This window comes from Streptosporangium sp. NPDC023825 (genome assembly GCF_040639575.1).
Taxonomy (GTDB): domain Bacteria; phylum Actinomycetota; class Actinomycetes; order Streptosporangiales; family Streptosporangiaceae; genus Streptosporangium.
The window spans coordinates 25,526-46,474 of sequence record NZ_JBFAAE010000044.1 but is presented as its reverse complement, the minus strand read 5'-3'; the positions used below and the strand labels follow the sequence as shown (position 1 = coordinate 46,474).

Annotated in this window: 15 protein-coding genes and 1 pseudogene; 9 read left to right on the top strand and 7 right to left on the bottom strand. The window is 72.3% G+C overall.

Features of this window, described 5'->3' with window-relative positions:
* Positions 1 to 68 precede the first annotated feature (68 nt).
* Together AB0G15_RS30165 and AB0G15_RS30160 are read left to right on the top strand one after the other, a co-directional pair.
* Positions 69 to 557 carry a hypothetical protein gene (locus tag AB0G15_RS30165; RefSeq protein WP_362846248.1) on the top strand — a complete coding sequence of 163 codons (489 nt, stop codon included), beginning with the start codon at positions 69 to 71 and terminating at the stop codon, positions 555 to 557.
* Between the two features lie 171 nt (positions 558 to 728).
* Positions 729 to 1,514, top strand: coding sequence for a class I SAM-dependent methyltransferase (locus AB0G15_RS30160; RefSeq protein WP_362846246.1), 786 nt, complete (start codon positions 729 to 731; stop codon positions 1,512 to 1,514).
* Between the two features lie 63 nt (positions 1,515 to 1,577).
* On the opposite strand, the pseudogene AB0G15_RS30155 reads toward AB0G15_RS30160, so the two are convergent.
* Positions 1,578 to 2,558: pseudogene (locus AB0G15_RS30155) on the bottom strand (RNA polymerase sigma factor); the annotation flags it as partial.
* 389 nt (positions 2,559 to 2,947) lie between these two features.
* On the bottom strand, positions 2,948 to 3,457 hold the full coding sequence (locus tag AB0G15_RS30150; protein WP_362846244.1) for a hypothetical protein: 510 nt from the start codon (positions 3,455 to 3,457) through the stop codon (positions 2,948 to 2,950).
* Between the two features lie 263 nt (positions 3,458 to 3,720).
* Between AB0G15_RS30150 and AB0G15_RS30145 the strand changes: the two genes are divergently transcribed.
* The 3 genes from AB0G15_RS30145 to rox all read left to right on the top strand — a co-directional run bounded on the left by AB0G15_RS30145 (position 3,721) and on the right by rox (position 7,614).
* On the top strand, positions 3,721 to 5,010 hold the full coding sequence (locus AB0G15_RS30145) for a histidine kinase (RefSeq protein WP_362846242.1): 1,290 nt from the start codon (positions 3,721 to 3,723) through the stop codon (positions 5,008 to 5,010).
* Positions 5,001 to 5,645, top strand: a complete 645-nt coding sequence (locus AB0G15_RS30140; protein ID WP_362846239.1) for a response regulator transcription factor — start codon at positions 5,001 to 5,003, stop codon at positions 5,643 to 5,645. Before AB0G15_RS30145 ends, AB0G15_RS30140 begins: the two co-directional genes overlap by 10 nt.
* A gap of 421 nt (positions 5,646 to 6,066) precedes the next feature.
* Entirely contained in the window at positions 6,067 to 7,614 is a 1,548-nt protein-coding gene (rox, locus tag AB0G15_RS30135) for a rifampin monooxygenase (RefSeq protein WP_362846237.1), read from the top strand.
* 151 nt (positions 7,615 to 7,765) lie between these two features.
* On the opposite strand, the gene AB0G15_RS30130 is transcribed toward rox, so the two are convergent.
* Positions 7,766 to 9,427 carry a serine hydrolase domain-containing protein gene (locus AB0G15_RS30130; protein ID WP_362846235.1) on the bottom strand — a complete coding sequence of 554 codons (1,662 nt, stop codon included), beginning with the start codon at positions 9,425 to 9,427 and terminating at the stop codon, positions 7,766 to 7,768.
* A gap of 477 nt (positions 9,428 to 9,904) precedes the next feature.
* Here AB0G15_RS30130 and AB0G15_RS30125 point away from each other — a divergent pair, with 477 nt between their 5' ends.
* Complete coding sequence (locus AB0G15_RS30125; RefSeq protein ID WP_362846233.1) at positions 9,905 to 11,746, top strand: discoidin domain-containing protein; 1,842 nt, start codon at positions 9,905 to 9,907, stop codon at positions 11,744 to 11,746.
* 146 nt (positions 11,747 to 11,892) lie between these two features.
* On the opposite strand, the gene AB0G15_RS30120 is transcribed toward AB0G15_RS30125, so the two are convergent.
* On the bottom strand, positions 11,893 to 12,753 hold the full coding sequence (locus tag AB0G15_RS30120) for an aldo/keto reductase (RefSeq protein ID WP_362846231.1): 861 nt from the start codon (positions 12,751 to 12,753) through the stop codon (positions 11,893 to 11,895).
* A gap of 108 nt (positions 12,754 to 12,861) precedes the next feature.
* Between AB0G15_RS30120 and AB0G15_RS30115 the strand changes: the two genes are divergently transcribed.
* Entirely contained in the window at positions 12,862 to 13,761 is a 900-nt protein-coding gene (locus AB0G15_RS30115; RefSeq protein WP_362846229.1) for a LysR family transcriptional regulator, read from the top strand.
* On the opposite strand, the gene AB0G15_RS30110 is transcribed toward AB0G15_RS30115, so the two are convergent.
* Both AB0G15_RS30110 and AB0G15_RS30105 read right to left on the bottom strand, forming a co-directional pair.
* On the bottom strand, positions 13,754 to 15,700 hold the full coding sequence (locus tag AB0G15_RS30110) for a serine/threonine-protein kinase (RefSeq protein ID WP_362846227.1): 1,947 nt from the start codon (positions 15,698 to 15,700) through the stop codon (positions 13,754 to 13,756). The genes AB0G15_RS30115 and AB0G15_RS30110 overlap by 8 nt on opposite strands.
* On the bottom strand, positions 15,697 to 17,658 hold the full coding sequence (locus tag AB0G15_RS30105) for a WD40 repeat domain-containing serine/threonine protein kinase (protein WP_362846225.1): 1,962 nt from the start codon (positions 17,656 to 17,658) through the stop codon (positions 15,697 to 15,699). Before AB0G15_RS30105 ends, AB0G15_RS30110 begins: the two co-directional genes overlap by 4 nt.
* A 313-nt stretch (positions 17,659 to 17,971) precedes the next feature.
* On the opposite strand from AB0G15_RS30105, the gene AB0G15_RS30100 reads away from it, so the two are divergent.
* Positions 17,972 to 18,859, top strand: a complete 888-nt coding sequence (locus AB0G15_RS30100) for a helix-turn-helix transcriptional regulator (protein ID WP_362846223.1) — start codon at positions 17,972 to 17,974, stop codon at positions 18,857 to 18,859.
* Between the two features lie 141 nt (positions 18,860 to 19,000).
* Here the strand turns inward: AB0G15_RS30100 and AB0G15_RS30095 are convergent, their stop codons facing one another.
* Complete coding sequence (locus AB0G15_RS30095) at positions 19,001 to 19,675, bottom strand: pyridoxamine 5'-phosphate oxidase family protein (RefSeq protein ID WP_362846221.1); 675 nt, start codon at positions 19,673 to 19,675, stop codon at positions 19,001 to 19,003.
* 282 nt (positions 19,676 to 19,957) lie between these two features.
* Between AB0G15_RS30095 and AB0G15_RS30090 the strand changes: the two genes are divergently transcribed.
* Positions 19,958 to 20,884, top strand: coding sequence for a TIM barrel protein (locus AB0G15_RS30090; RefSeq protein WP_362846219.1), 927 nt, complete (start codon positions 19,958 to 19,960; stop codon positions 20,882 to 20,884).
* Positions 20,885 to 20,949: the final 65 nt, after the last annotated feature.

Sequence of the window (20,949 nt, the reverse complement as noted above, 5' to 3'; positions counted from 1 at the left end):
TCTCGACGTACCGGCATCGAGACCGGAGACGGATGTGCCGCGTCCCGGACGCTTCCTAGCGTGAGGCCATGACCTCTCGAAACACCCGGCCGCGTCAACCGCTCGCCCCGGGACGCCCGGTTCTCGGACTTCCCGTGCTCGCCGTGATCGGACTCGCTCTTCTCGCGGCGCCCCGGGTCGTGCTTCACGACCTGGACGTCATCCACGAGGGTACCTTCGTGAACGCCCTGTTCGTCTTCGTACCTCCGGTCGTCTGGATCGCCGTCGCCCTCTGGAAACGGGTGCCCAACCCCTTCCTCACCCTCCTCGTCGTGGGCCTGTTCCACGGCGTCATCCTGGCCGCGGGACATCAGCTGCTCTGGAACTCCGCGTTCGGCGGCGACCCGCCCGCGCTCGGCGGGAACCTGAGCGACCTTGATGCGGCCACGCAGTCCGCGATCCTGCGTCTCTTCGCCGCGATCAGCAGTGTCTTCACCGGTGTGATCGTCGGAGCGATCACCGGCCTCGTCGCCTGGGGACTCGGCAGGGTCGTTCCCCCCGGCTCCCGGACGCCCTGAACGGGACGCGGCCCTCCCGGTGTCCCGGACCGGGCGTGACCCTCCCGGCGCGCCGAACGGGACGCGTGTCTCCGGCAGCGTGGCGAACGGCGTCCTCCGCTGTTCAGGGGTCCCCTAACGGCCCGGTCGAGGCTCTCCGGTTCCCGGGAGGGCGTGTTTAGACTGGTTCTCATGATCTCTCGGAGCGAACTGTTCGCGGGTGCCGCCACCTACTACGCGCGTTACCGGCACGGCTACGAAGCAGAGATCATCGACTACATCGCGGACATGCTGGACCTCGACGACCGGGTACGGGTGCTGGACCTCGGGTGCGGTCCGGGCACGCTGGCGATCCCCCTCGCGTCCCGTGCCGGGGAGATCCTGGCCGTGGACCCCAGCGAGGAGATGCTCGCCGAGGGGGCCCGGCGGGGCACGCCCGGCATCCGCTGGCTGCGGGGCGACTCCTCGACGCTCGGGGAGCTGCCGCTCGGCCCGGTCGACCACGTCGTCATGGGCCGGTCCTTCCACTGGATGGAGCGCGAGCGGGTGCTCCGGTACTTCGACGGGCTGCTCCCCGCGCACGGCGCGGTCGTCATCGCCGGACCCACCACCGACCCGGTCGAGCCGCCCTGGGAGCCGGTGGTGCAGGCCGTACGGCAGACGTTCGGCCTGGAGTGGCGGGCGAACAGCGAGGAGTACGCCCAGAGCGGGCGGCACCACCAGGAGATGCTGCGCGAGTCGGCGTTCCACCGGCTGGAGTCCCGGTGTTTCACCCGCACGGCCCGGCAGTCCGCCGACGACATCGTGGGGTTGCAGCTGTCGTTCTCCTACTCCTCGCCCGCGCGCCTCGGCGAGCGCCTGCCCGCGTTCACCGAGGCGGTGCGCGAGGCGCTGGCCGCGGCGAACCCGTCGGGGGAGTGGCAGGAGGAGGTCGTCACCGAGATAGTCGTCGCGCGCAGGTCGCGGCACGGGTCGTGACGGCACCCGCCGAGCGGCCCGGACGGTGATCGGCCCGGGCGCCCGGCGGGACCGGGAGGCCGATCAGGTCAGATAGTCGCGCAGGGCCCGCGAGCGCGAGGGGTGGCGCAGTTTCGTCATGGTCTTGGACTCGATCTGCCGGATGCGCTCGCGGGTCACCCCGTAGGCGCGCCCGATCTCCTCCAGCGTCTTGGGCCGGCCGTCGCCGAGCCCGAACCGCATCGCCACCACCCCGGCCTCACGCTCGGACAGCGCCTCCAGGATCGTGTGCAGCTGCTCCTGCAGCAGCGCGGAGGCCACCGCGTCCTCGGGGGTGATCGCCTCGGAGTCCTCGATGAGGTCGCCGAACTCGCTGTCGCCCTCGGTGCCCAGCGGGCTGTGCAGGGAGATCGGCTCTCGCCCGTACCCCTGGACCTCGACGACCCGCTCCGGGGTCATCTCCAGCTCCACGGCCAGCTCCTCGGGGGTGGGCTCGCGGCCCAGGTCGGTCGTCATCTGCCGGTGCACGCGCGCCAGCTTGTTGATCACTTCGACCATGTGCACGGGGATGCGGATGGTGCGGGCCTGGTCGGCGAGCGCCCGGGTGATCGCCTGCTTGATCCACCAGGTGGCGTACGTGGAGAACTTGAATCCCTTGGTGTAGTCGAACTTCTCCACGGCGCGGATCAGCCCCAGGTTGCCCTCCTGGATCAGGTCCAGGAACAGCATGCCCCGGCCGGTGTGGCGCTTGGCCAGCGACACCACCAGGCGCAGGTTGGCCTCCAGCAGATGGTTCTTGGCCCGGTGGCCGTCCTCGGCGAGCCACTCGAGCTCCGCGCGCACGTCGGGCTGGAGCCGGTCGCCGTCGTTGAGCCGTTCGGTGGCGAACAGCCCGGCCTCGATGCGCCTGGCGAGCTCGACCTCCTGCTCGGCGTTGAGGAGGGGGATCCTGCCGATCTGCTTGAGGTAGTCCTTGACCGGGTCGGTGCTCGCCCCGACGGTCGCCTCCAGGGCTGCGGGCGCCTCGTCGTCGTCGGTCAGGACCAGGTCCTCTTCCTCAACCTCGACAACCTCAACGGTGCCTTCCACGGTGGCGGCTTCCATGGCGTTCACACCTTCCCCAGGTCTGGTCAGATACAACAACCCGTGCAGTTCAAGGTACGTCCCGCGACGGTGTGCTGCGGCGCCTGGCTCGCCGTCGTGTCCTTCGCTGGGAGCGGAGAGCTCCGGCGCCGGGAGCTCTCGCGAAGGGCGCGGCCGTCCCGTTCGACGCCGAGCGGCCGCCGGGCCGCCTTCCCGCCGGGGAAGGCGGCCCGGCGGATCTTCCGGCGACGCTGCGGGCGTTGCCGTGACGATGGGCGTACGGGGGAGGGAGGCCGGATCCCGCCGGGCCTCGCCGGGTCAGGAGGAATCAGGCCGGACAAGGCCGGATCATGCCAGGTGATACGGCCGGATCAGGCGGGGAAGTCGTTCGGGTTGACGCCGGTCGTCCGGGCGTTTCCGCCCCTGACCGGGTTGAGGGTCAGGGTCCAGAGGGTCGAGCTGGACGAGGTCGTGGTGAATTTCAGCTTGCCGGTGAAGCGCTGGTAGGAGGGGGAAGCGGTGAACCTGCCCCGGGAGGTGCTGAACCGGTGACCGGAGGTGAAGAAGATCGTGTAGGTGCCGTCCCTGACGTCGCGGACGGAGGCCGTCGACCGGGCGCGGACGTAGAAGCTGATCGCCTTGGACCTGCCGCGGACCAGCGTGACGACGGCGTCCCTGCCGGCGCCGTTCTTGATTTTCAGCGTGCCCCGCCCGCCGCTGATGCGGTCATAGAGGATCTTTCCGTTGGCTGGTCGCGCGGCGGCCTCGGTCGAGGAGACGGCGACGGTTTCCCGGGTCGAGGCGGCCGCGGGGGCGGCGACGGAACCGGCCAGCAGAACGGACGCGAGGACGGCTCCCGCGAGATGGCGTAAATGAATCATTTCGCAAATATGACCAATTCCTGGTTGCCGGTCAAAGCGATTCGCGACTGCAGGTGACTCTTTGAGTGCTTTGTATACGTATTTGGCTCCTCCGGTGAGCGCTCGGGCGGTATATCGGGTTCCGAGGTCCTCCGGTCCGGGCCCCGCCGGTTCCGAGCCGCGGCATCGCCCGGTTTCGGCGGTCGATGTCGCCTCCCGGTGATCTTCGAGGGGCGAGGCCGGTGGTCTTCGAGAGGCCAAGGAAGGTCAATACAATTCGTCTGATGTCGATGACCCCGAGGACCCCGAGGACGAAGGTCATGCCGTGGCCGGTGCCATCCGCGCGGGCCGGGGCGCCGGTCGCGCGGGCCGCCCGGCGCGTCGCGGGTCTGGTCGCGGGGGGCGTGACGGGTGTCGCCGAGCTCGGCTTCCTGTGCGTCGCGGGCGGGCTGCTCGCGGTCCTGGCGGCGTGGCCCGCGGGCCGGCGCGTCGCACGGCGCTTCGCGGCGGCGGGAACGGCACGGCTGGTCGCGCTGGAACGCGCCCGGCTGGCGGCGTGCTTCGACCACGGCACCGGAACGCGGTCCGGCCACGGCGCAGGCGGGGAACCGGCGAGGAGCGCGTACGGCTACCTCACCCTGCGGGCGACGTTCGGCACGTTCGCGAGCCTTCTGACCTTCACCGCCCTCTTCGTCGGCCTGCTGTTCCTGGCCGGCGGCGCCGGGGAACTGCTCTCCGGCTCCTCGTCCCCGGTCCCGCTGCGGTATCCCGGCGTGCGCCTGACGGTCGACAGCGGGCCGCTGGGCACCGCCTACGGGCTGGTCCTGCTGGGTCTGGCCGCGCTGTGCGGCGCGGCGACGGTGGCCGCGGAGCGGCGGCTGGCGGCGTACTTCGCCGGTCCCGGGGAGCGGGAGGCGATGCGCCGCCGCATCGCGGAGCTGACCGCCACCCGCAGCGGCATCGTGCGGGCCGTCGACGACGAGCGGCGGCGCATCGAGCGTGACCTGCACGACGGCGTCCAGCAGAGGGGCGTGGCCCTGGGAATGCTGCTGGGCCGGGCTCGGCACGGCGCCGACCCGGCCGCGGTCGCCGCCCTCGTGGACCAGGCGTACGCGGAGTCGCGCCGCCTCCTCGACGAGCTGCGCAGCGTGGCCTGGCGGATCTACCCGGCCGCGCTGGACGAGCTGGGCCTGCGCGCGGCCCTGGCCGGGGTGGCGGAACGGGCGGGCGTGCCGGTGACCGTCCGCTACGGTCTCGCGGAACGCCCGGTGTCGGAGATCGAGACGGCCGTCTACTTCGTGGCCCGCGAGGCCATCGCCAACGCCGCGAAACACGCGGGTGCCGGTGGCGTCCTGGTGGTCCTGAGCGAGGACGAGCACGCGATGACCGTGGAGATCTCCGACGACGGCCGGGGCGGGGCGGATCCCGCCGGTGGCGGGCTGTCCGGGCTGGAGCGGCGGGTTCTGGCGCTGGACGGCGCCTTCGAGGTGGACAGTCCCCCCGGCGGCCCGACCAGGGTCACGGCGACGCTGCCCCGCGGCGGGTCCGAACGCCCGGAGCCGTCATGCGGCTGATCCTCGCCGATGACTCCGTACTGTTCCGCGAGGGCCTGGTCCGTCTCCTGGAGGAGGCGGGTCACGAGGTGGTGGCGGCGGTGGGTGACGCGGCGGGGCTGCTCGAGGCCGTGGACGGGCACCGGCCCGACGTGGCGATCGTGGACGTGCGCATGCCGCCGGGCCAGGCCGGAGAGGGGCTGCGGGCCTCGCTGACGATCCGGGAGCGATGGCCGGACGTGGGCGTGCTCGTGCTGTCGCAGTACGTCGAGACGGCCTACGCCGCGCGGCTGCTCGCCGGAACCCCCGAGGGGCTGGGGTACCTGCTCAAGGACCGGGTGACCGAGGTGGGCGAGTTCCTGGAGTCGCTGGAGCGGGTCCGGGCGGGCGGGACGGTCTTCGACCCGGAGGTGGTCCGGCGGCTGCTCGCCCGCACCACCCGCACCGACCCGCTGAGCAGGCTCACCCGGCGGGAGTCCCAGGTACTGGAGCAACTGGCCCAGGGTCTCGTCAACGCCGCGATCGCCGAGCGTCTGCACGTGTCGCAGAGCACGGTGGAGAAGCACATCAACGCGATCTTCGACAAGTTCGGGCTGTCGCGCACCCCCGGCTACAGCCGGCGCGTCCTGGCCATCCTGCGCTATCTGGACGGCTGAGCGGAGGGGACGCGGGTTTCGCGGCTCGGTGGGCGGTTCCGCGCCACCGGAACGGCGTCGGGCGTGCGGTGTCCGGCCTCGGTCATCCGGCGCGCCGGTCGTCATCGCCTGCGACCGGTTCGCGCGGTGGCCACGAGCGACCCTCGTCAGGGCGGCGCCCACCGAGGTCCGGGCCGCCGCGCCGGATTCGCCCCGCCGCCGCCCGGGCCCGTCCGGAGTCGTGATCACGTGGCTGGAAAAGGGTTGGACGGGGGGATGGTCGGGCTTGTAGCTTGCGGTTGGCCGCGACATCGCCCGAGGAGGTGAGACCCATGAACGCTGTATCGATGTGGGTGCTCCCCCTTGCCGTCACGGTCGGGCGATCGACGTAGGTGTCGCCGGGAGCGCCTCGACAACAAGGCACTCCCGAAAGGCAACACCTATGCACTCTTCGCAGGTCACCGCCGAGCCGCCGTCGAACGACGGGGCCGGGCGCGACTCCACGGTGGGCGACCTCCCCGGAGTTCTCCGGCCGCCGGCCTCCGGCGCCGGCCGCGCGCCCCTCACCTTCGATGTGATCATCGCCGGGTGCGGGCCGACCGGCGCGGTGCTGGCCGCCGAACTGCGGCTGCACGACGTGCGGGTACTCGTCCTGGAGAAGGAAACCGAGCCCGCGTCGTTCGTCCGCATAGTCGGCCTGCACATCCGCAGTCTCGAGCTGATGGCGATGCGCGGGCTGCTGGATCGCGTTCTTCCGCATGGAAGACGGCGTCCGGCCGCCGGTTTCTTCGCCGCCATCCCCAAACCCGCGCCCGAGGGCCTGGATTCCGCGTACGCCTATCTGCTGGGCATCCCGCAGCCGGTCATCGAACGTCTGCTCGAAGAACATGCGAAGGAACTGGGCGCGCAGGTGCGGCGCGGTTGCGCGGTGGCCGGTTTCGAGCAGGACGACGAGGGCGTGACCGTCGAGCTGGCCGGCGGGGAACGGCTGCGTTCGCGCTACCTCGTCGGCTGTGACGGCGCGCGCAGTACGGTGCGCAAGCTGCTCGGCGTCGGTTTCCCCGGCGAGCCCTCGCGGAACGACACGCTGATGGGCGAGATGAAGGTGGGCGTGCCGCAGGAGGAGGTCGCCGCCAGGGTGGCCGAGATCGGCGAGACCCACCGGCCGTTCTGGCTCAGGCCCTTCGGCGAAGGGGTCTACAGCGTCGTCGTCCCCGCCGCGGGAGTCAGCGACCGCACGGAACCGCCCACCCTCGAAGATTTCCGGCAACGGTTGCGCACCGTCGCCGGAACCGATTTCGGCGTGCACTCCCCGCGCTGGTTGTCCCGCTTCGGGGATGCCACCCGGCTGGCCGAACGTTATCGGGTCGGGCGGGTGCTGCTGGCCGGCGACGCGGCGCACATCCATCCACCCATCGGCGGTCAGGGTCTCAACCTGGGCGTTCAGGACGCATTCAACCTCGGCTGGAAACTGGCCGCGCAGATCCGCGGCTGGGCGCCGGAAACACTGCTGGACACCTACCAGGCCGAACGTCATCCGGTCGCCGAGGACGTGCTGGACAACACCCGCGCCCAGACGGCACTGCTGTCCGCCGAACCGGGTCCGCGGGCCGTGCGCAGGCTGCTCACCGAACTGATGGACTTCGACGAGGTGAACCGCCATCTGATCGAGAAGATCACCGCGATCGGCATCCGCTACGACTTCGGCGAAGGCCCCCACCTGCTCGGCCGCCGCCTGCGCGACATCGACGTGAAACAGGGCCGCCTCTACGGTCTGATGCGTCGCGGCCGCGGCCTGCTGCTGGACCGCACCGAACGCCTGACCGCCGGCGGATGGTCGGACCGGGTCGACCACCTCGCGGATCCCACCGCGGTACTGGATGTTCCGTGCGTCCTGCTACGCCCCGACGGCCACGTCGCCTGGATCGGCGACGATCAGCAGGACCTGGACGACCACCTCTCCCGCTGGTTCGGCAAGCCCGCCGGCTGATCCCGCCCGAGCAGCGGTCATCCCCGCCGGACCGCCGCCGGAACCCGGTCCGGTCTTCTCGCGGGCCTGTCGGGATCGCCGGGCGCACCGGGCGCATTAGGCGCATCGGGCACACCGGGCGTGCCCGGCGCGCCCGGTGTGCCCGGTGCGCTCACCCGGCGCCGGGCGCGGGCGTCCGGCGCGCCCGGGCCAGGTGGCCGATCCGTGCGACGACCAGGACCACGCAGGCCCCGGTGGTGAGGACGAGCCAGATCATGAAGGACGGGTAGATGTAGGCCACATGCGTCCAGGTGGTGTCCTTTCCCCTGGCCAGCATCCCGAAGACGTCGGTGATCGTCAGGCACAGCACCCCCGGCAGCGCGTACGGCAGCAGCCGCGCCGCCGCGCGCCACGCCGGGTGCCCGGCCCGCCGCGCCGCCCACCGGCGGGAACGGGCCAGCCCGCGGCCCGCCAGCAGGAGCGTCACGGCGGCGGCCGCCGCGATGGCGAGATCGACGATCAGGTACGGGGGGATCGAGGGGGGCGCCTCGGGCTCCTGTCCCTCGGCCATGGCGACCAGCGCGTCCGCGACGGCGTCGCTGTCGGCGTACGCGGTGCCGGTGTTGGCCATCACCACGATGCCGTACCCCGACCGGGGCAGGAGCGTCTGCTGGGCCGTCGCGGTGAGCAGGTCGCCGCCGTGCTCGACGACCGGCGAGCCGTTTCTCGTCGTGCCGATCGCCCAGCCCAGGGCGTAGGAGTCCTTGATCTTGGACGGAGCGCGCATCTCCGCGACGCTCGCGGCGGAGACGACGCGGACACCGCCCGGTCCGGCCCCCTCGCCGCTCTGCATGATCATCCACTGGGCCATGTCCCGCGCGTTGCTGATCACCCCGCCGGAGCCGTTGCCGAACCCCGGGGGCTCGGGAAGGGCGAGCGTGGCGCCGAGCAGGTGGAGGTGGCCCCGAGCGCTCGCGGGGAGGTCGCGCTCGGTGTCGATCGTGGTGCTGTTCCGCATGCCGAGCGGGCCGAACACGTGTTTTTCGAGGTAACCGGCGAAGGGCACGCCGCTCGCCACCTCGACCAGTCGCGCGGCGACCTGGAAGTTGGTGTTGTGGTAGCTCCACCGCGTGCCGGGGTCGGCGGCCAGCCTCGCCCCCCTCAGCCGCGCCACGGCCTCGCGGAGTGATCGGGGCTGGGGCAGGCTCCTCTCGGGAAAGGCCTCGTCGGCCATGCCCGAGGTCTGGTCCAGCAACTGGCGGACGGTGATGCGGGCCGCCCGCGGATCGGCCATCACGAACTCGGGGAGCCGGACGCGCACCGGTTCGTCGAGCCCGACCGCTCCCTTCTCCACCAGTTGCATGACGGCCAGGGAGGTGAAGGACTTGCTGAGCGACGCGATCGCCATGGGGGTGTCCGCCGTGACGGGCTCGCCGGAGGAGGTATGGCCGTAGCCGGCGACGTGGACGACCTCGTCCCTCTTGGTGACGGCGACGGCGACCCCGGGCAGTCCGGTCGCCTCCCGGTAGGCGTTCACGAAGCGGTCGACGGAGGCGGGGCCGATCTCCCGGGGGGCGGTGTTCGTCCCCGCCGAGGACGTCGATGACACCGATGATGCCGAGGACGTCGAGAACACCGAGGACGCCGAGGACGCCGAGGACGCCGAGGGCGCCGTCGCGAACGGGGCAGGCGCCGAGGGCGCCGTCGCGAACGGGACCGGCGCGAACGAGGCCGCCGTCAGGAGGGCCGTCGCGAGCATGACGGCGCGGGCCACCGGGCGGCGGCCGGCGAGACGCCGGGGGAGCGGGCCGTTTATGATCTTGAATTCGGGCACCAGTCGACGTTACGAACATCGTCCCGCCCGGACCATTGTGAGATCCCTCCGCGTTCCCCTGCGAAAAACCACAGGTTCCCCGGGGTCTGGGATGCCCCGCCGCCCCGCCGCCCCGCACCTCCGGACCGCGGGAGACCCGCGACGCCGGGAGACCTCGCGGCGGTGGGAAACCCTTCGACGCTGGAAAAGAAACATCGGACTGTTCCAGGAGGGTGTGCCCGCTCGCGGTCCCGGCCGACTCACCTGTCGGTCTCTGTCGGTCGATATATCGCCCAAAGCCATGCTGTAGGCATATTTTTGCGAAAAGAAGTAGAAACATTGCGGACATCTGTCCGCCATCTTATGGTGTGCACAGCGCCGTTCGCCGATCCTCCCGGCGACGGCGGTATCCTCTCCGCCCCCCACCCGGCTGGATCGCGGTGACCGTACGCTCCGCCGGCCGCGGCGATCCGGCCCCGCGTGACGAAGGGTCAGCCGATGAAGACATCCGACCGATCTGCCATCCGCTTACGCCATACCGGGCGACGCGCCCAGATCGTCCTCGCGCTCCTGCTGGCCGCCCTGTGCTGGGCCGGGGTCCAGGCACCGCTCCCGGCGCGCGGCGCGGCCGTCCCCGAGCAGTCTTCCAACGTCCACCTGTTCTACTACTCCTGGTACGGCAATCTCCAGACGAGCGGTGAGTGGCGGCACTGGCAGCAGGGCGGCCACACCCCGCCCGGCGACGTGGGCGCCGACCTTTACCCCAGCCTGGGCGCCTACGACTCGGGCGACTACGCGGGCGCCGTCACCAGGCACATGCAGTGGATCAAGCAGGCCGGGGTCGGCGTCATCGTCTACAGCTGGTGGGGCCGCGACAGCTTCGAGGACAGGCTCACCCAGGGCGTGATGGACGCCGCCGCGCGGTACGGCGTCAAGGTCGCCTGGCACCTGGAGCCGTACGGCGGGCGCACGGCGGCCTCCACCGTCGAGGACATCCGTTACATCAACACCCGCTACGGCTCCCACCCAGCCTTCTACCGTGACGCCGAACACGGAAACCGGGCGGCGTTCTACGTGTTCGAGAGCCTGAGGATCACCGACTGGGCCGCGCTCGACCAGGTCACCGCGGGCAACATCGTGCTCGCCCAGACCACCGACACGTCGAAGATCGCGCACTTCTCCGGCATGTACACCTACGACGGGATCGCCGGCGCCACCGCGCCCGGCTGGGCCAACGCGAGCGCCTACGCCAAGCAGCACAACCTGATCTGGGCGCCCTCGGTGGCCCCCGGCTACATCGACGACCGCGCGGTGCCCGGAAACACCACCCCGACCCTCGGCCGCGCCGACGGCGCCACCTACGACCTGGAGTGGTCCAACGCCCTCGACCCGGCCAAGGGCGGCCTGCCGACCTGGGTCTCCATCACCTCGTTCAACGAATGGCACGAGGGCAGCTCCATCGAGCCCGCCGACTCCACCCCGCCCGCCGGCTTCGGCTACCAGACGTTCGAGGGCGCGTACGGCAGGACGGGGGCCGCGGCGGAGACCGCGTACCTGGACCGGACGAAGTACTGGGCGACGGAGTTCGAGACCCGCAGGGCCGGCGGCACGCGCGACACCCAGCCCCCGACCGCGCCGGGCGCCGCGCGTGCCGTCCCGGCGTCGAGCACGAGCATCACGGTGGGCTGGAACGCGGCCACCGACAACGTCGGGGTGACCGGCTACGACGTCTACCGCGAGGCGGGCGCCACCGACGTCAAGGTGGGCAGCACCGCGGGAACGTCGTTCACCGTCACCGGCCTCACGCCGTCGACCTCCTACGGCTTCTACGTGGTCGCCAGGGACGCCGCGCAGAACACCTCGCCGCCCTCCGGCACGGTGACCGCGACGACCGGGCCCCCGCCCGGGTGCTCCCCGGGCACCGGCGACCTGGCCCGCGGCAAGTCGATCACCGCGAGCAGCACCACGCAGGACTACGTGGCGGCCAACGCCGTCGACGGCAACGCGAACACCTACTGGGAGAGCGCCAACCACACCTTCCCCCAGTCGATCACCGTCGACCTCTGCGCGCAGGCCACCGTCGGGCGCCTGGTGCTGAAGCTGCCGCCGTCCAGCGCCTGGGGCACGCGCACCCAGACGCTGTCGGTGCTCGGTTCGTCCGACGGCACCGCCTTCGACACCCTCGTGTCGTCGCGGGGCCTCACCTTCAACCCGGCCACCGGCAACACGGTGACCATCACCTTCCCGGCGACGACGAAGAGGTACGTGCGGCTGAACATCACCGGCAACACCGGCTGGCCCGCCGGGCAGCTCTCCTCGTTCGAGGTCTACTCCTCCTAGACGCCTCTCGTACGCGGACGGCCGGGCCGGCACCGGAGCGGTGCCGGCCCGGCCGGAGCGCGCTTCTTCAGGCCGCGCCGAGGCCGGGCCGCTTCAAGGCGTCAAGGCCGGATCGCTTCAAGGCGCCGAGGCCGGACCGCTCAAGGTCAGGCCGCGTCGAGGCGGGACAGCTCCTCGGCCGACAGCTTCACGTCGACCGCGCCGGCCGAGTCACGGATGGTCTCCGGACGCGAGGAGCCCGGGATCGGGATCACCACCGGCGCCTTGGCGAGCATCCACGCCAGGCACACCCGCTGCGGGCTCACCCCGTGGGCCCGCGCGACGTCCTCGAACACGGCGAACCGCGACCCCAGCTCGCCGGCCCGCGAAATCCCGCCCAGCGGGCTCCACGGCAGGAACGCGATCCCCAGCTCCGCGCACAGCTCCAGCTCGGGCTCGCTGGAGCGGAACGACGGCGAGAACTGGTTCTGCACGCTCACCAGCCGTCCGCCGAGGATCTCGTTGGCCTGCCGGATCTGGTCGGGGTCGGCGTTCGAGACGCCCGCGAAACGGATCTTGCCCGCGTCCAGCAGGTCGCGGATCGCCCCGACCGACTCCGCGTACGGGACCTTCGGGTCGGGGCGGTGGAACTGGTAGAGCCCGATGGCCTCGACGCCGAGGCGGGCGAGCGACGCGTCACAGGCCTTCTTCAGGTGGTCCGGCGAACCGTCCAAGGTCCACGAGCCGTCGCCGGGGCGCACGTGGCCGCCCTTCGTGGCGATCAGCACGTCGGACGTGTCGCCGCCGTAGCCGGCCACCGCGCGGGCGATCAGGGACTCGTTGTGACCGACCTCGTCCGCGCCCACGTGATAGGCGTCCGCGGTGTCGATCAGCGTCACGCCCGCCTCCAGCGCGGCGTGGATCGCCGCGACCGAACGCTGCTCGTCGGGGCGCCCCTCGATCGACATCGGCATGCCGCCGAGACCGATCGCGCTGACCTGGACGTCGCCGATGCGGCGTGTCTGCATGGAAGTTCCTCCTCGGAGATCGGTTGGTACGGCATCCACCCTCTCCTGCCCTGATTAAGCTGTCCAATAGAAGAAACTGATGCCTTTCAGCGATCCTGGTGATGAATCATGGAACTACGGCAGCTGGAGTACTTCGTCGCCGTCGCCGAGGAGTGCCACTTCACCCGGGCGGCCAACCGGCTGCGCGTCGCCCAGTCCGGCCTGTCGGCCTCGATCCGCTCGCTGGAGCGAGAGCTGGGCGCCTCGCTGTTCCTGCGCAGCACCCGGCAGGTCGAGCTCACGCCCGCCGGAAGGGCGCTGCTGGTCGAGGCCCGGCGGGCGCTGTCGGCGACCGACGCGGCCAGGGACGCCGTCGCGGCGGTGCGGGGCCTGCTCCGCGGAAGCCTGGCCATCGGCTCGCTGCAGTGCCTGCACGCGGTGCACCTGCCGGCGGTGCTCGCCCGCTTCCTCGCCGCCTACCCCGGCCTGGAGATCCGGCTGCGCCAGGGGGGATCCGGCGAGCTGATCGAGCAGGTGCGCGCCGGACGGCTGGACCTGGCGTTCGTCTCCCGCCCGGCCCGCTGTCCCGACGACGTCGTGGTCGGGCCGCTCGCGGACGAGCCGCTCGTGCTCGCCTGCGCGCCCGGCCACCCGTTCGCGGCCAGGGAGAAGGTCGAGCTGCCGGAGCTGGCGGCGGAGCGGTTCGTGGACTTCCAGCCGGACTGGGGCACCCGGGACCTGGTCGACGACGTGTTCGCCGCCGCGGGCGTCGAACGCCGCGTCTCGCTGGAGGTGAACGACGTGCACTCGCTGCTCGACCTGGTGACCTTCGGGCTCGGCGTCGCGCTCGTGCCGCAGTCCTTCGCGGTCAAGACCGACCGGGTGCGCTTCGTCGGGCTCGCCGGGGCCGTGCCGGCCTGGGAGACCGTCACCGTGACGGGCGACCCGACGAGCGCGGCGGCGGCCGCGCTGCTGCGCGAGGTCCACGAGGCGAGGAGCGGCCGGACCGCGGCGGAGCCCGTCATTTGAGCGTGTAGTAGAGGCCGATCTTGCTCAGTTCCGTGGCGGGGCCGTCCGCGAGGACCCGCACGACCTTCCCGCGCAGATCCAGCAGGACGACCTTCATGGTCTTCCCCTCGGTCACGGTGCCGAGGAAGTGGCGGTCGCCCAGCCAGCCGCTGAAGGCCATCCCTTTCCTGATCGGGACGACGGCCTTGCGCTCCGCCGTGGCGGCGTCCCACACGCAGACGTCCTGGGGCCTGTCGTGGCAGCGGGTCGTGAAGACCGTCCCGAGTGAGGTGGCCCGGACGTCGTCCGTGACCAGACGGCCCACCTTCGGGACCGTCCGCAGCGGCGTGCCGTCCAGGCGGTAGGAGCGGACCGACCCGTCCGGTCCGGTGTGCAGGACCGAGGCCGCGTCGGCGCCCCAGACGTAGTCGGAGCGGTGGTCGTCGTCCCGCACCCGGAAGACGCGGGCCGTGCGCGAGGCCACGTCCACGATCACGAAGCCCCGGGAGCGCTGCTCCTCCTCGATTCCCTCGTAGATCGTCAGCAGGATCCTCGTCCCGTTCCGGTCCCAGTGCGGGTTGAAGGTCGTCAGCGGGGAGTCGACGGTCCTGATCTGGGTCTCCGGTTCTCCCTCCGGACCCACCAGCCGGATCAGGTCGAACCCCTCCAGCGTGAACTTGTTGTCCGGGTTGACGGCGACGCGCGCTCCTCCCGGCGCGGACACGGCGGTCATGAACGTCCCCAGGAACGTGAACTCCGCGGTGTCGTCCCGCCGAAGGAAGACGGGGGAGCCGCCGGCCCTCTTGCGCGAGTCCCGGTAGGTGGTGACCCGCTCCGTGTCCGCGGGATTCTCCCTCAGGGTGATCTTCGTTCCGGGGATCCGCAGGTCGGTGGTGGAGGTGGTGGGCATCGTCCCGATCGGCGGTCTCGCGGGCGGGGAGGGGGCGCCCTCCGGGCCGCTCGCGACCACCTTCGCGGGCTCCTCCGTCCCCGCCGCCCGGACCGCGAGGACCGCGACGCCGGAGGCCGCCGCGAGCGCCAGCGCGGCGAGGGCGGCGACCACCGGACGCGAGGAGCGCCGCCGTGCCGGCGGGGGAGCGGCCTGCTTGCGGCCCTCGCCGAGCGCCTCCTGACCCGTCCCGTACGACGTCCGCCCGGCCGGATGGCCCAGCAGCCGCAGCAGCGCCGGCATGGCCGCCGGGCGCGCCCGAGGATCCTTGGCCAGGCACTCGCCCACCAGCTCGCGCAGCTCGTCGTCCAGGGAACCGAGTACGGGCTCCGCGTTCAGGATCCGGTGGATCACCACGGGCACCGGGCCGGTCCCGAAGGGCGGTTCCCCCGTCGCCGCGCACACCACCGTCGACGCCCACGCGAACAGGTCGGCCGCCGATCCCGCCTCGCGCCCGTCGAACTGCTCGGGCGCCATGTACGGAGGGGTGCCGACCAGGTGGTCGGAGGCCGTCACCGTGGCGTCCAGCGCGCGGGAGATGCCGAAGTCGATCACCCGGGGGCCGTCGCGGGCGAGCAGCACGTTCGCGGGCTTGAAGTCGCGGTGCACGACGCCCGCCCGGTGGATGGCGGCCAGCGCGGTGACGGTCCCGACCGCGAGCCTGCGCAGCTCGGCCCCGCGCAGCGGTCCCCGCTCGTCGATCACCTGGGCGAGGCTGGGACCGTCGACGTACTCGCTGACGATGTACGGCATGCCGCCGGCCTCGCCGTGTTCCAGCACCTGCGCGGTGCAGAAGGCCTCCACCCGGCGGGCCAGCTCGATCTCGCGGTGGAAGCGCGCCAGGGTCTGCTCGCCGCCGCCCCTGCCGAGCACCTTCACCGCGACCCGCGCCCCGGTGGGGGACTCCGCCAGGTACACCGTCCCCTGCCCGCCGCGGCCGAGCCTGCCGGTGATCCGGTGCGGCCCGATGTGGCCGGGATCGCCGGGAGCCGGCGGCAGGACCCGGGTCATCCGGCCGCCGCGGTGAAGCTCAGGAGGGCGGTGTCGCCCTTCTCGAGGTCGGCGAGGACCCGGACGGACTTGCCGTACAGGTCGACCACCTCGATCTTGGAACCCTTCTTGGCGGGGTTCTGGAGGAGCAGGTGGTTGTTGTTGAACCAGCCCACGAAGCGGGTGTTCTCCTTGATGTCCATCGTGTAGCGCCGGTGGCCGCTCACCGTGTCCCACACGCATATGGTCTTCCCTTTGGGGCATATCGTGGCGAAGAGCGCGCCCGAGGGGGAGAACCAGGTGGTGTTGCGCGGCTGGCCGACCCAGTGCATCGTCCGGGTGGCCTGCCCGTTCGGGCCGTAGAAGTCGACCCCGTGGCCCTTGCCGTCGTAGTATCCCCGCGCGACCGAGCCGTCCGGGGCGAACGTGACGGGAAACGTGTCGGCTCCGACGGACTCGGTGCGCACGTGGGTGGCCCTGCGCGCCGCCACGTCCACCACCACGAACCCGTCGGACTTCTCCTCGTCCGTGTCCCGTACCGACAGCAGGACCTTGGAGCCGTCCTTCGACCACACGGGGTTGTGCCCCTCCCTGGGCCGCTCGACGGTCGGGACGTCGAACTGGGCGCCGTTCCCCAGGTCGCGGATCCTCAGGTAGTCGAAGGACGAGTCGGCGAACTTCCCGATCGGGTTCAGCGCCACCAGGTCGCCCTGCGGCGACAACACCGGCTGCATGGCGCTGGCCACCTGTTTGAACGTCACCTTCCCCTTCTCCCTGGCGAACGAGGCGAAGGGCACCTTGATGTTCACGTAGCCGCCCAGCTTGACCGGGTCCTTCGGGCTCTCGTGCAGGGTGATGCCCGTCCCCGGCAGCTCGACGTCCTCGGTGGTCTTCTCCACCGACTCCCAGGGCGCCGTGGTGACGTTCGGGCTGAGCTGGGGCTGGGGGGTGAAGGCGGGGGCGAGCGCGCCCTGCGCGGTGCTCCGGGCCGGGCGCGGGGCGGCCGCGGGCGCCGGGTCTCCCGACACCGCCAGGTAGACCGCGCCACCGGAGACGAGGGCGACGGCCAGCGCGCCCGCGGCCAGCAGCGCGGGCCGGGCGCGGCGCAGCGGCCGGGTGGAGGGAGCGCCGGTCGCGGAGGACCCTGAGGACGCCGAGGGATCGAGGGGCGCCTGGTCGGAGGTGAGGAACCCGCCGACCAGGCGGAGCAGGGCGTCGCTCGCGGCCGGCCGCCGCGCCGGGTCCTTGGCGAGGCAGGCCGTGACCAGCCCGCGCAGGTCGTCGGGGAGCGCGCCGAGGTCGGGCTCGTCGTTGACGATGCGGTTGACCGTGCCCGACATCGTCCCGGCGTCGAAGGGGGAGCGGCCCGAGGCGGCGAAGACCACGGTCGCCCCCCACGAGAACAGGTCCCCCTCAGGCCCGGGGGAGGTGCCCATGAGCCTCTCCGGCGCGCTGTAGGCGGGGACGTCGACCTTCCGGGTCTTGCTGGACGCGGTCGCCTCCAGCGCCCGCGCCATGCCGAGGTCGATCACCCGTGGCCCGTCGGGGCCGAACACCACGGCACCGGGACGCAGGTCGCCGTGCACCGTACCCGCCTGGTGCAGGGCGACCAGGGCGGTCATCGTCCCGACGGCCAGCCGGTGCAGCGCGGCCGCGCCCAGGACGCCCTCGGAGGTCACCGCCTCCTGCAGCGTGGGACCGTCGACGTACTCGCTCACGATGTACGGCCTGTCGCCGTCCACCCCGCCGTCCGGCCCGCTGTCCAGGACCTGCGCCGTGCAGAAGGCGGGTATCTCCCGCAGCGGCTCCATCGCCTCCCGGAACCGCTCCGGGCTCACGTCCGCGGGGAGCAGGCGCACGACCACCCGGTCTCCCGAGGGGGCCGTGGCGAGGTAGACGTCATCCCCGAGCCGTCCGACGACCTGGTACTCGCCCACGCGTTCGGGATCCCCCGCCCGTACGGGGTCGATATCGGGCATGGTCTGGCTTCCTCTCCGAGGAGTCCATTCGAGATCACCAATTATGAGGATTCGGAATCATAAAGTGGAGAACTCAGGAGAAGAGACGCGGACTTCTCCGGGCGCCACGCTCACCGGTACGGCCGGGTGAATGTCGTCCGCCCGAGGTGTGGCCCGGGTTCCGGTGAACCTGCTGTTCCGTATGGGAATGGCCTAAATTCGGGCCGCGGTGTTCTCGTCTCACTGCGGGGAACGGCCCCGACGTGAAAAGCTCGACCATTCACTGGGCGACCGGTCGCGGTCGAAGGGGGCGAACTTGCGCGTTGTTCGGGCGATGAGCGAACAAGCCGATGGCCAGAACCCGGATCACCGGCAGGCCGGGCCCACCGTGGTCCGCATGCTGGTGGGCGCGCAGCTCCGGCGGCTGCGCGAGAACGCCCGCATCACGCGCGAGGAGGCAGGGGAGGCGATCCGCGCGTCGCACTCCAAGATCAGCCGTCTGGAGCTGGGGCGGACCGGCTTCAAACAGCGTGACGTGGCCGATCTCCTCACCCTCTACGGGGTCGTCGCCGACGACGAGCGCGCCCCGCTGCTCGCCCTCGCGGCGGAAGCCAACAGGCCCGGCTGGTGGCACGCCTACGGCGATGTGGTTCCCCCCTGGTTCGACGCCTTCCTCGGGCTGGAGCAGGCCGCCTCCCTCATCCGCGGCTACGAGGTCCAGTTCGTCCCCGAGCTGCTGCAGACCGAGGAGTACGCCCGCGCCCTCATCCGGCCCGCCTGCGCCGGCGCCCCCGAGTCGGAGGTCGAGCGCCGCGTCGCCCTGCGGATGGCGCGCCGGCGGCTCCTCACCCGGCCCGAGCCCGCCACGCTCTGGACCGTCGTCGACGAGGCGGTGCTGCACCGTCCCGTCGGAGGCCCCAAGGTGCTGCGCGACCAGCTCCGGCACCTCACGGAGATCGTCGAGCTCGGCCACGTCACCCTCCAGGTCATGCCGTTCAGCGCCGGCGCGGCCGCCGCGGCGACGGGCCCCGCCACCATCCTGCGCTTCCCCGAGGGGGAGCTGCCCGACCTGGTCTACCTCGAACAGCTCACCGGAGCCCTCTACCTGGACAAGCTCGCCGACGTCGAGCGCTACTGGCACGTCATGAACCGGCTGGGGATCGAAGCCGAGCAACCGGCCGCGACGACGGCCCTCCTGCACCGCGTCATCAAGGAGATCTGAGGTCGGCCGAGCCCTTCGGAGCCCTTCGAGGGAACCCGGGCCTCTCGGCCCGGGAAGGAAACCGGGACGCGGACCGGCCGCGGGGGGCGCGAGGAGATCGGCCCGGGGCGGCGACGCACTGAGCGTCCGTCTCCGCGGGAGTCACAGGTCGCGCCGGATGCGCCGGCCGGTGACCTCGGTGGCGGCGATCCTCACGTACAGCTCTCGCTCGCCACCCGCCCACGGCCGGACGCCCAGCGCCGCCAGGGCGGCACGGTCCTCTTCCGAGGAGACGTGGTGGACCCCGCCGCGCACCAGCACGCTCCAGCCCTCACGGCCGGCGTCGTCGATCCGGTCGACCTCGAAGGCCACCTTGGACTCGACCCCCTGGACCCCGGTGCGCAGAGCGTCGTCGAGCGGGCCGCCGAAAGCGGTGCGGAAGATCACTGAGTTGCCGTGCAGGGCGTAGTTGACCGGCAGGATCACCGGCCCGCCGATCTCCTCGAAGGCGATCCGCCCCACCCCGCCGGGGGTGATGAGCCGCAGGCACTCGTCCCGGTCCAGCTTCTCCAGCTCAGGCCGGGAGCCCGGCCGGCCCCGGCCGGGCGGCAGATCGACGTTCCCGCCGAGCAGGTCCTCGGGCCTGGTGTCCAGGGCGGTGGCCACGCGGTTCACGGTGCCGGTGTTCGGCGAGGCCACGGCGTCCTCCAGGTAGGCGAGATAGCCCGGATCGATCCCGGCGCGCCTCGCCAGCTCGTCCCGGGTGAGGCCGAGGTCCTCGCGTCGCCTGGCGATCCGGCGGCCGAGGTCGCCCGGGGCCGATACGCGTCCAGTCATGGGATTCTCCAGCTGAGAAGATCGATGTCGCTGCGAGTCCGGGGCTCCTCCGGCTCCGCGCCCCCCGATCGGCATCACCTGAGGCCTCCCCCCAGTCGCGCGACCCTAATCCGGTGCGGCGGGCGACCCGCCCCGCGGCTTCGCCCGCCGGAGTCCCGCAGTCCCGCCGGAGCACCGCAGTCCCTGCGGAGCCCCGCAGTCCCGGCGCGGCGGGATGACGCGGCGTCTACGATGGACTCGCTCGGGAAGCGCTTTCCGGGCAACGGCGGCGAGGGAGCCTCGATGAAGTTGGCGTTCAGCACGCTCGGCATGCCGGGGCAGGGCCTGCGCGAGGCCGTCGCGACGGCCGTGGAGTACGGGTGCGCCGGCCTCGAACTCCGCCTCCACCCCGACACCGGGGTCCACGCCGGGCTCTCCCCGGCAGGGCGTGCGAAGGTCCGCGCGCTCCTCGCCGGGCCGTCGGAGGGGCACCCGGCACTCGCGGGGGCGCCGGGTGCCCACCGGCGGGACACCGGGTCGCCGGGCGGCCGCCCGGAGGAGGCCGGGGCGCCGGGTGACGGCGGGGACGGCGCGCCGGGCGCCGCGCGCCCCGCCGCCGGCGGCTCGTCCGGGACCGCCCGGCCGGAGGTCTCCGCCCTCGCCGGATACGTCAAAATCGCCGCGGCGGGCCCGGACGAACCCGTCGTGCGGGCACTGCGGGACGATCTTGCTCTCGCCGCCGACCTGGGCGCGCCCGCCGTGCGGGTGTTCCCCGGAGGAGACGACGTCGAGACGGGGGCACGGCGGCTGCGCGCGGTCGCGGACCTGTGCGTGGAGTCAGGGGTACGGGTGCTGGTGGAGACCCATGACGCGATGCCGACCGGTGCCGCGGTCGGGCGGCTGCTGGACGCGGCGGACGTTCCCGGTGCCGCGGGCGCGCTGTGGGACGTGCTGCACCCGTGGCGGCACGGCGAGGAGCCCGCGGAGACCCTGGCGGCGCTGGCCGGGCATCTGGCGTACGTGCAGATCAAGGACGCGGTGTCGGCCGCCGACACGACCCCGGTGCCGATGTGGGCGGGCGGGGTCCCCCTCGACGAGTGCGGCGAGCTGCTGCGCGGTTTCGGGGGCTGGGTCTCCCTGGAGTGGGAGCGCACCTGGTACCCGCACGTGGCACCGGTGGAGGAGATCCTCCCCGGAGCCCGCGAGTGGGTCGCCCGCTTCTCGGCGTGACCGTGCGGCTCGGGGGCCGGCGCGGCGGGCCCGACGCCGGCGTACCGGCCGGCCCGGGTACGGGT

Coding starts and splice junctions, on each gene's coding strand:
- AB0G15_RS30165 (WP_362846248.1), top strand. CDS start 69: ATGACCTCTCGAAACACCCGGCCGCGTCAACCGCTCGCCCCGGGACGC.
- AB0G15_RS30160 (WP_362846246.1), top strand. CDS start 729: ATGATCTCTCGGAGCGAACTGTTCGCGGGTGCCGCCACCTACTACGCG.
- AB0G15_RS30150 (WP_362846244.1), bottom strand. CDS start 3,457: ATGATTCATTTACGCCATCTCGCGGGAGCCGTCCTCGCGTCCGTTCTG.
- AB0G15_RS30145 (WP_362846242.1), top strand. CDS start 3,721: ATGTCGATGACCCCGAGGACCCCGAGGACGAAGGTCATGCCGTGGCCG.
- AB0G15_RS30140 (WP_362846239.1), top strand. CDS start 5,001: ATGCGGCTGATCCTCGCCGATGACTCCGTACTGTTCCGCGAGGGCCTG.
- rox (WP_362846237.1), top strand. CDS start 6,067: ATGCACTCTTCGCAGGTCACCGCCGAGCCGCCGTCGAACGACGGGGCC.
- AB0G15_RS30125 (WP_362846233.1), top strand. CDS start 9,905: ATGAAGACATCCGACCGATCTGCCATCCGCTTACGCCATACCGGGCGA.
- AB0G15_RS30120 (WP_362846231.1), bottom strand. CDS start 12,753: ATGCAGACACGCCGCATCGGCGACGTCCAGGTCAGCGCGATCGGTCTC.
- AB0G15_RS30115 (WP_362846229.1), top strand. CDS start 12,862: ATGGAACTACGGCAGCTGGAGTACTTCGTCGCCGTCGCCGAGGAGTGC.
- AB0G15_RS30110 (WP_362846227.1), bottom strand. CDS start 15,700: ATGACCCGGGTCCTGCCGCCGGCTCCCGGCGATCCCGGCCACATCGGG.
- AB0G15_RS30105 (WP_362846225.1), bottom strand. CDS start 17,658: ATGCCCGATATCGACCCCGTACGGGCGGGGGATCCCGAACGCGTGGGC.
- AB0G15_RS30100 (WP_362846223.1), top strand. CDS start 17,972: ATGAGCGAACAAGCCGATGGCCAGAACCCGGATCACCGGCAGGCCGGG.
- AB0G15_RS30095 (WP_362846221.1), bottom strand. CDS start 19,675: ATGACTGGACGCGTATCGGCCCCGGGCGACCTCGGCCGCCGGATCGCC.
- AB0G15_RS30090 (WP_362846219.1), top strand. CDS start 19,958: ATGAAGTTGGCGTTCAGCACGCTCGGCATGCCGGGGCAGGGCCTGCGC.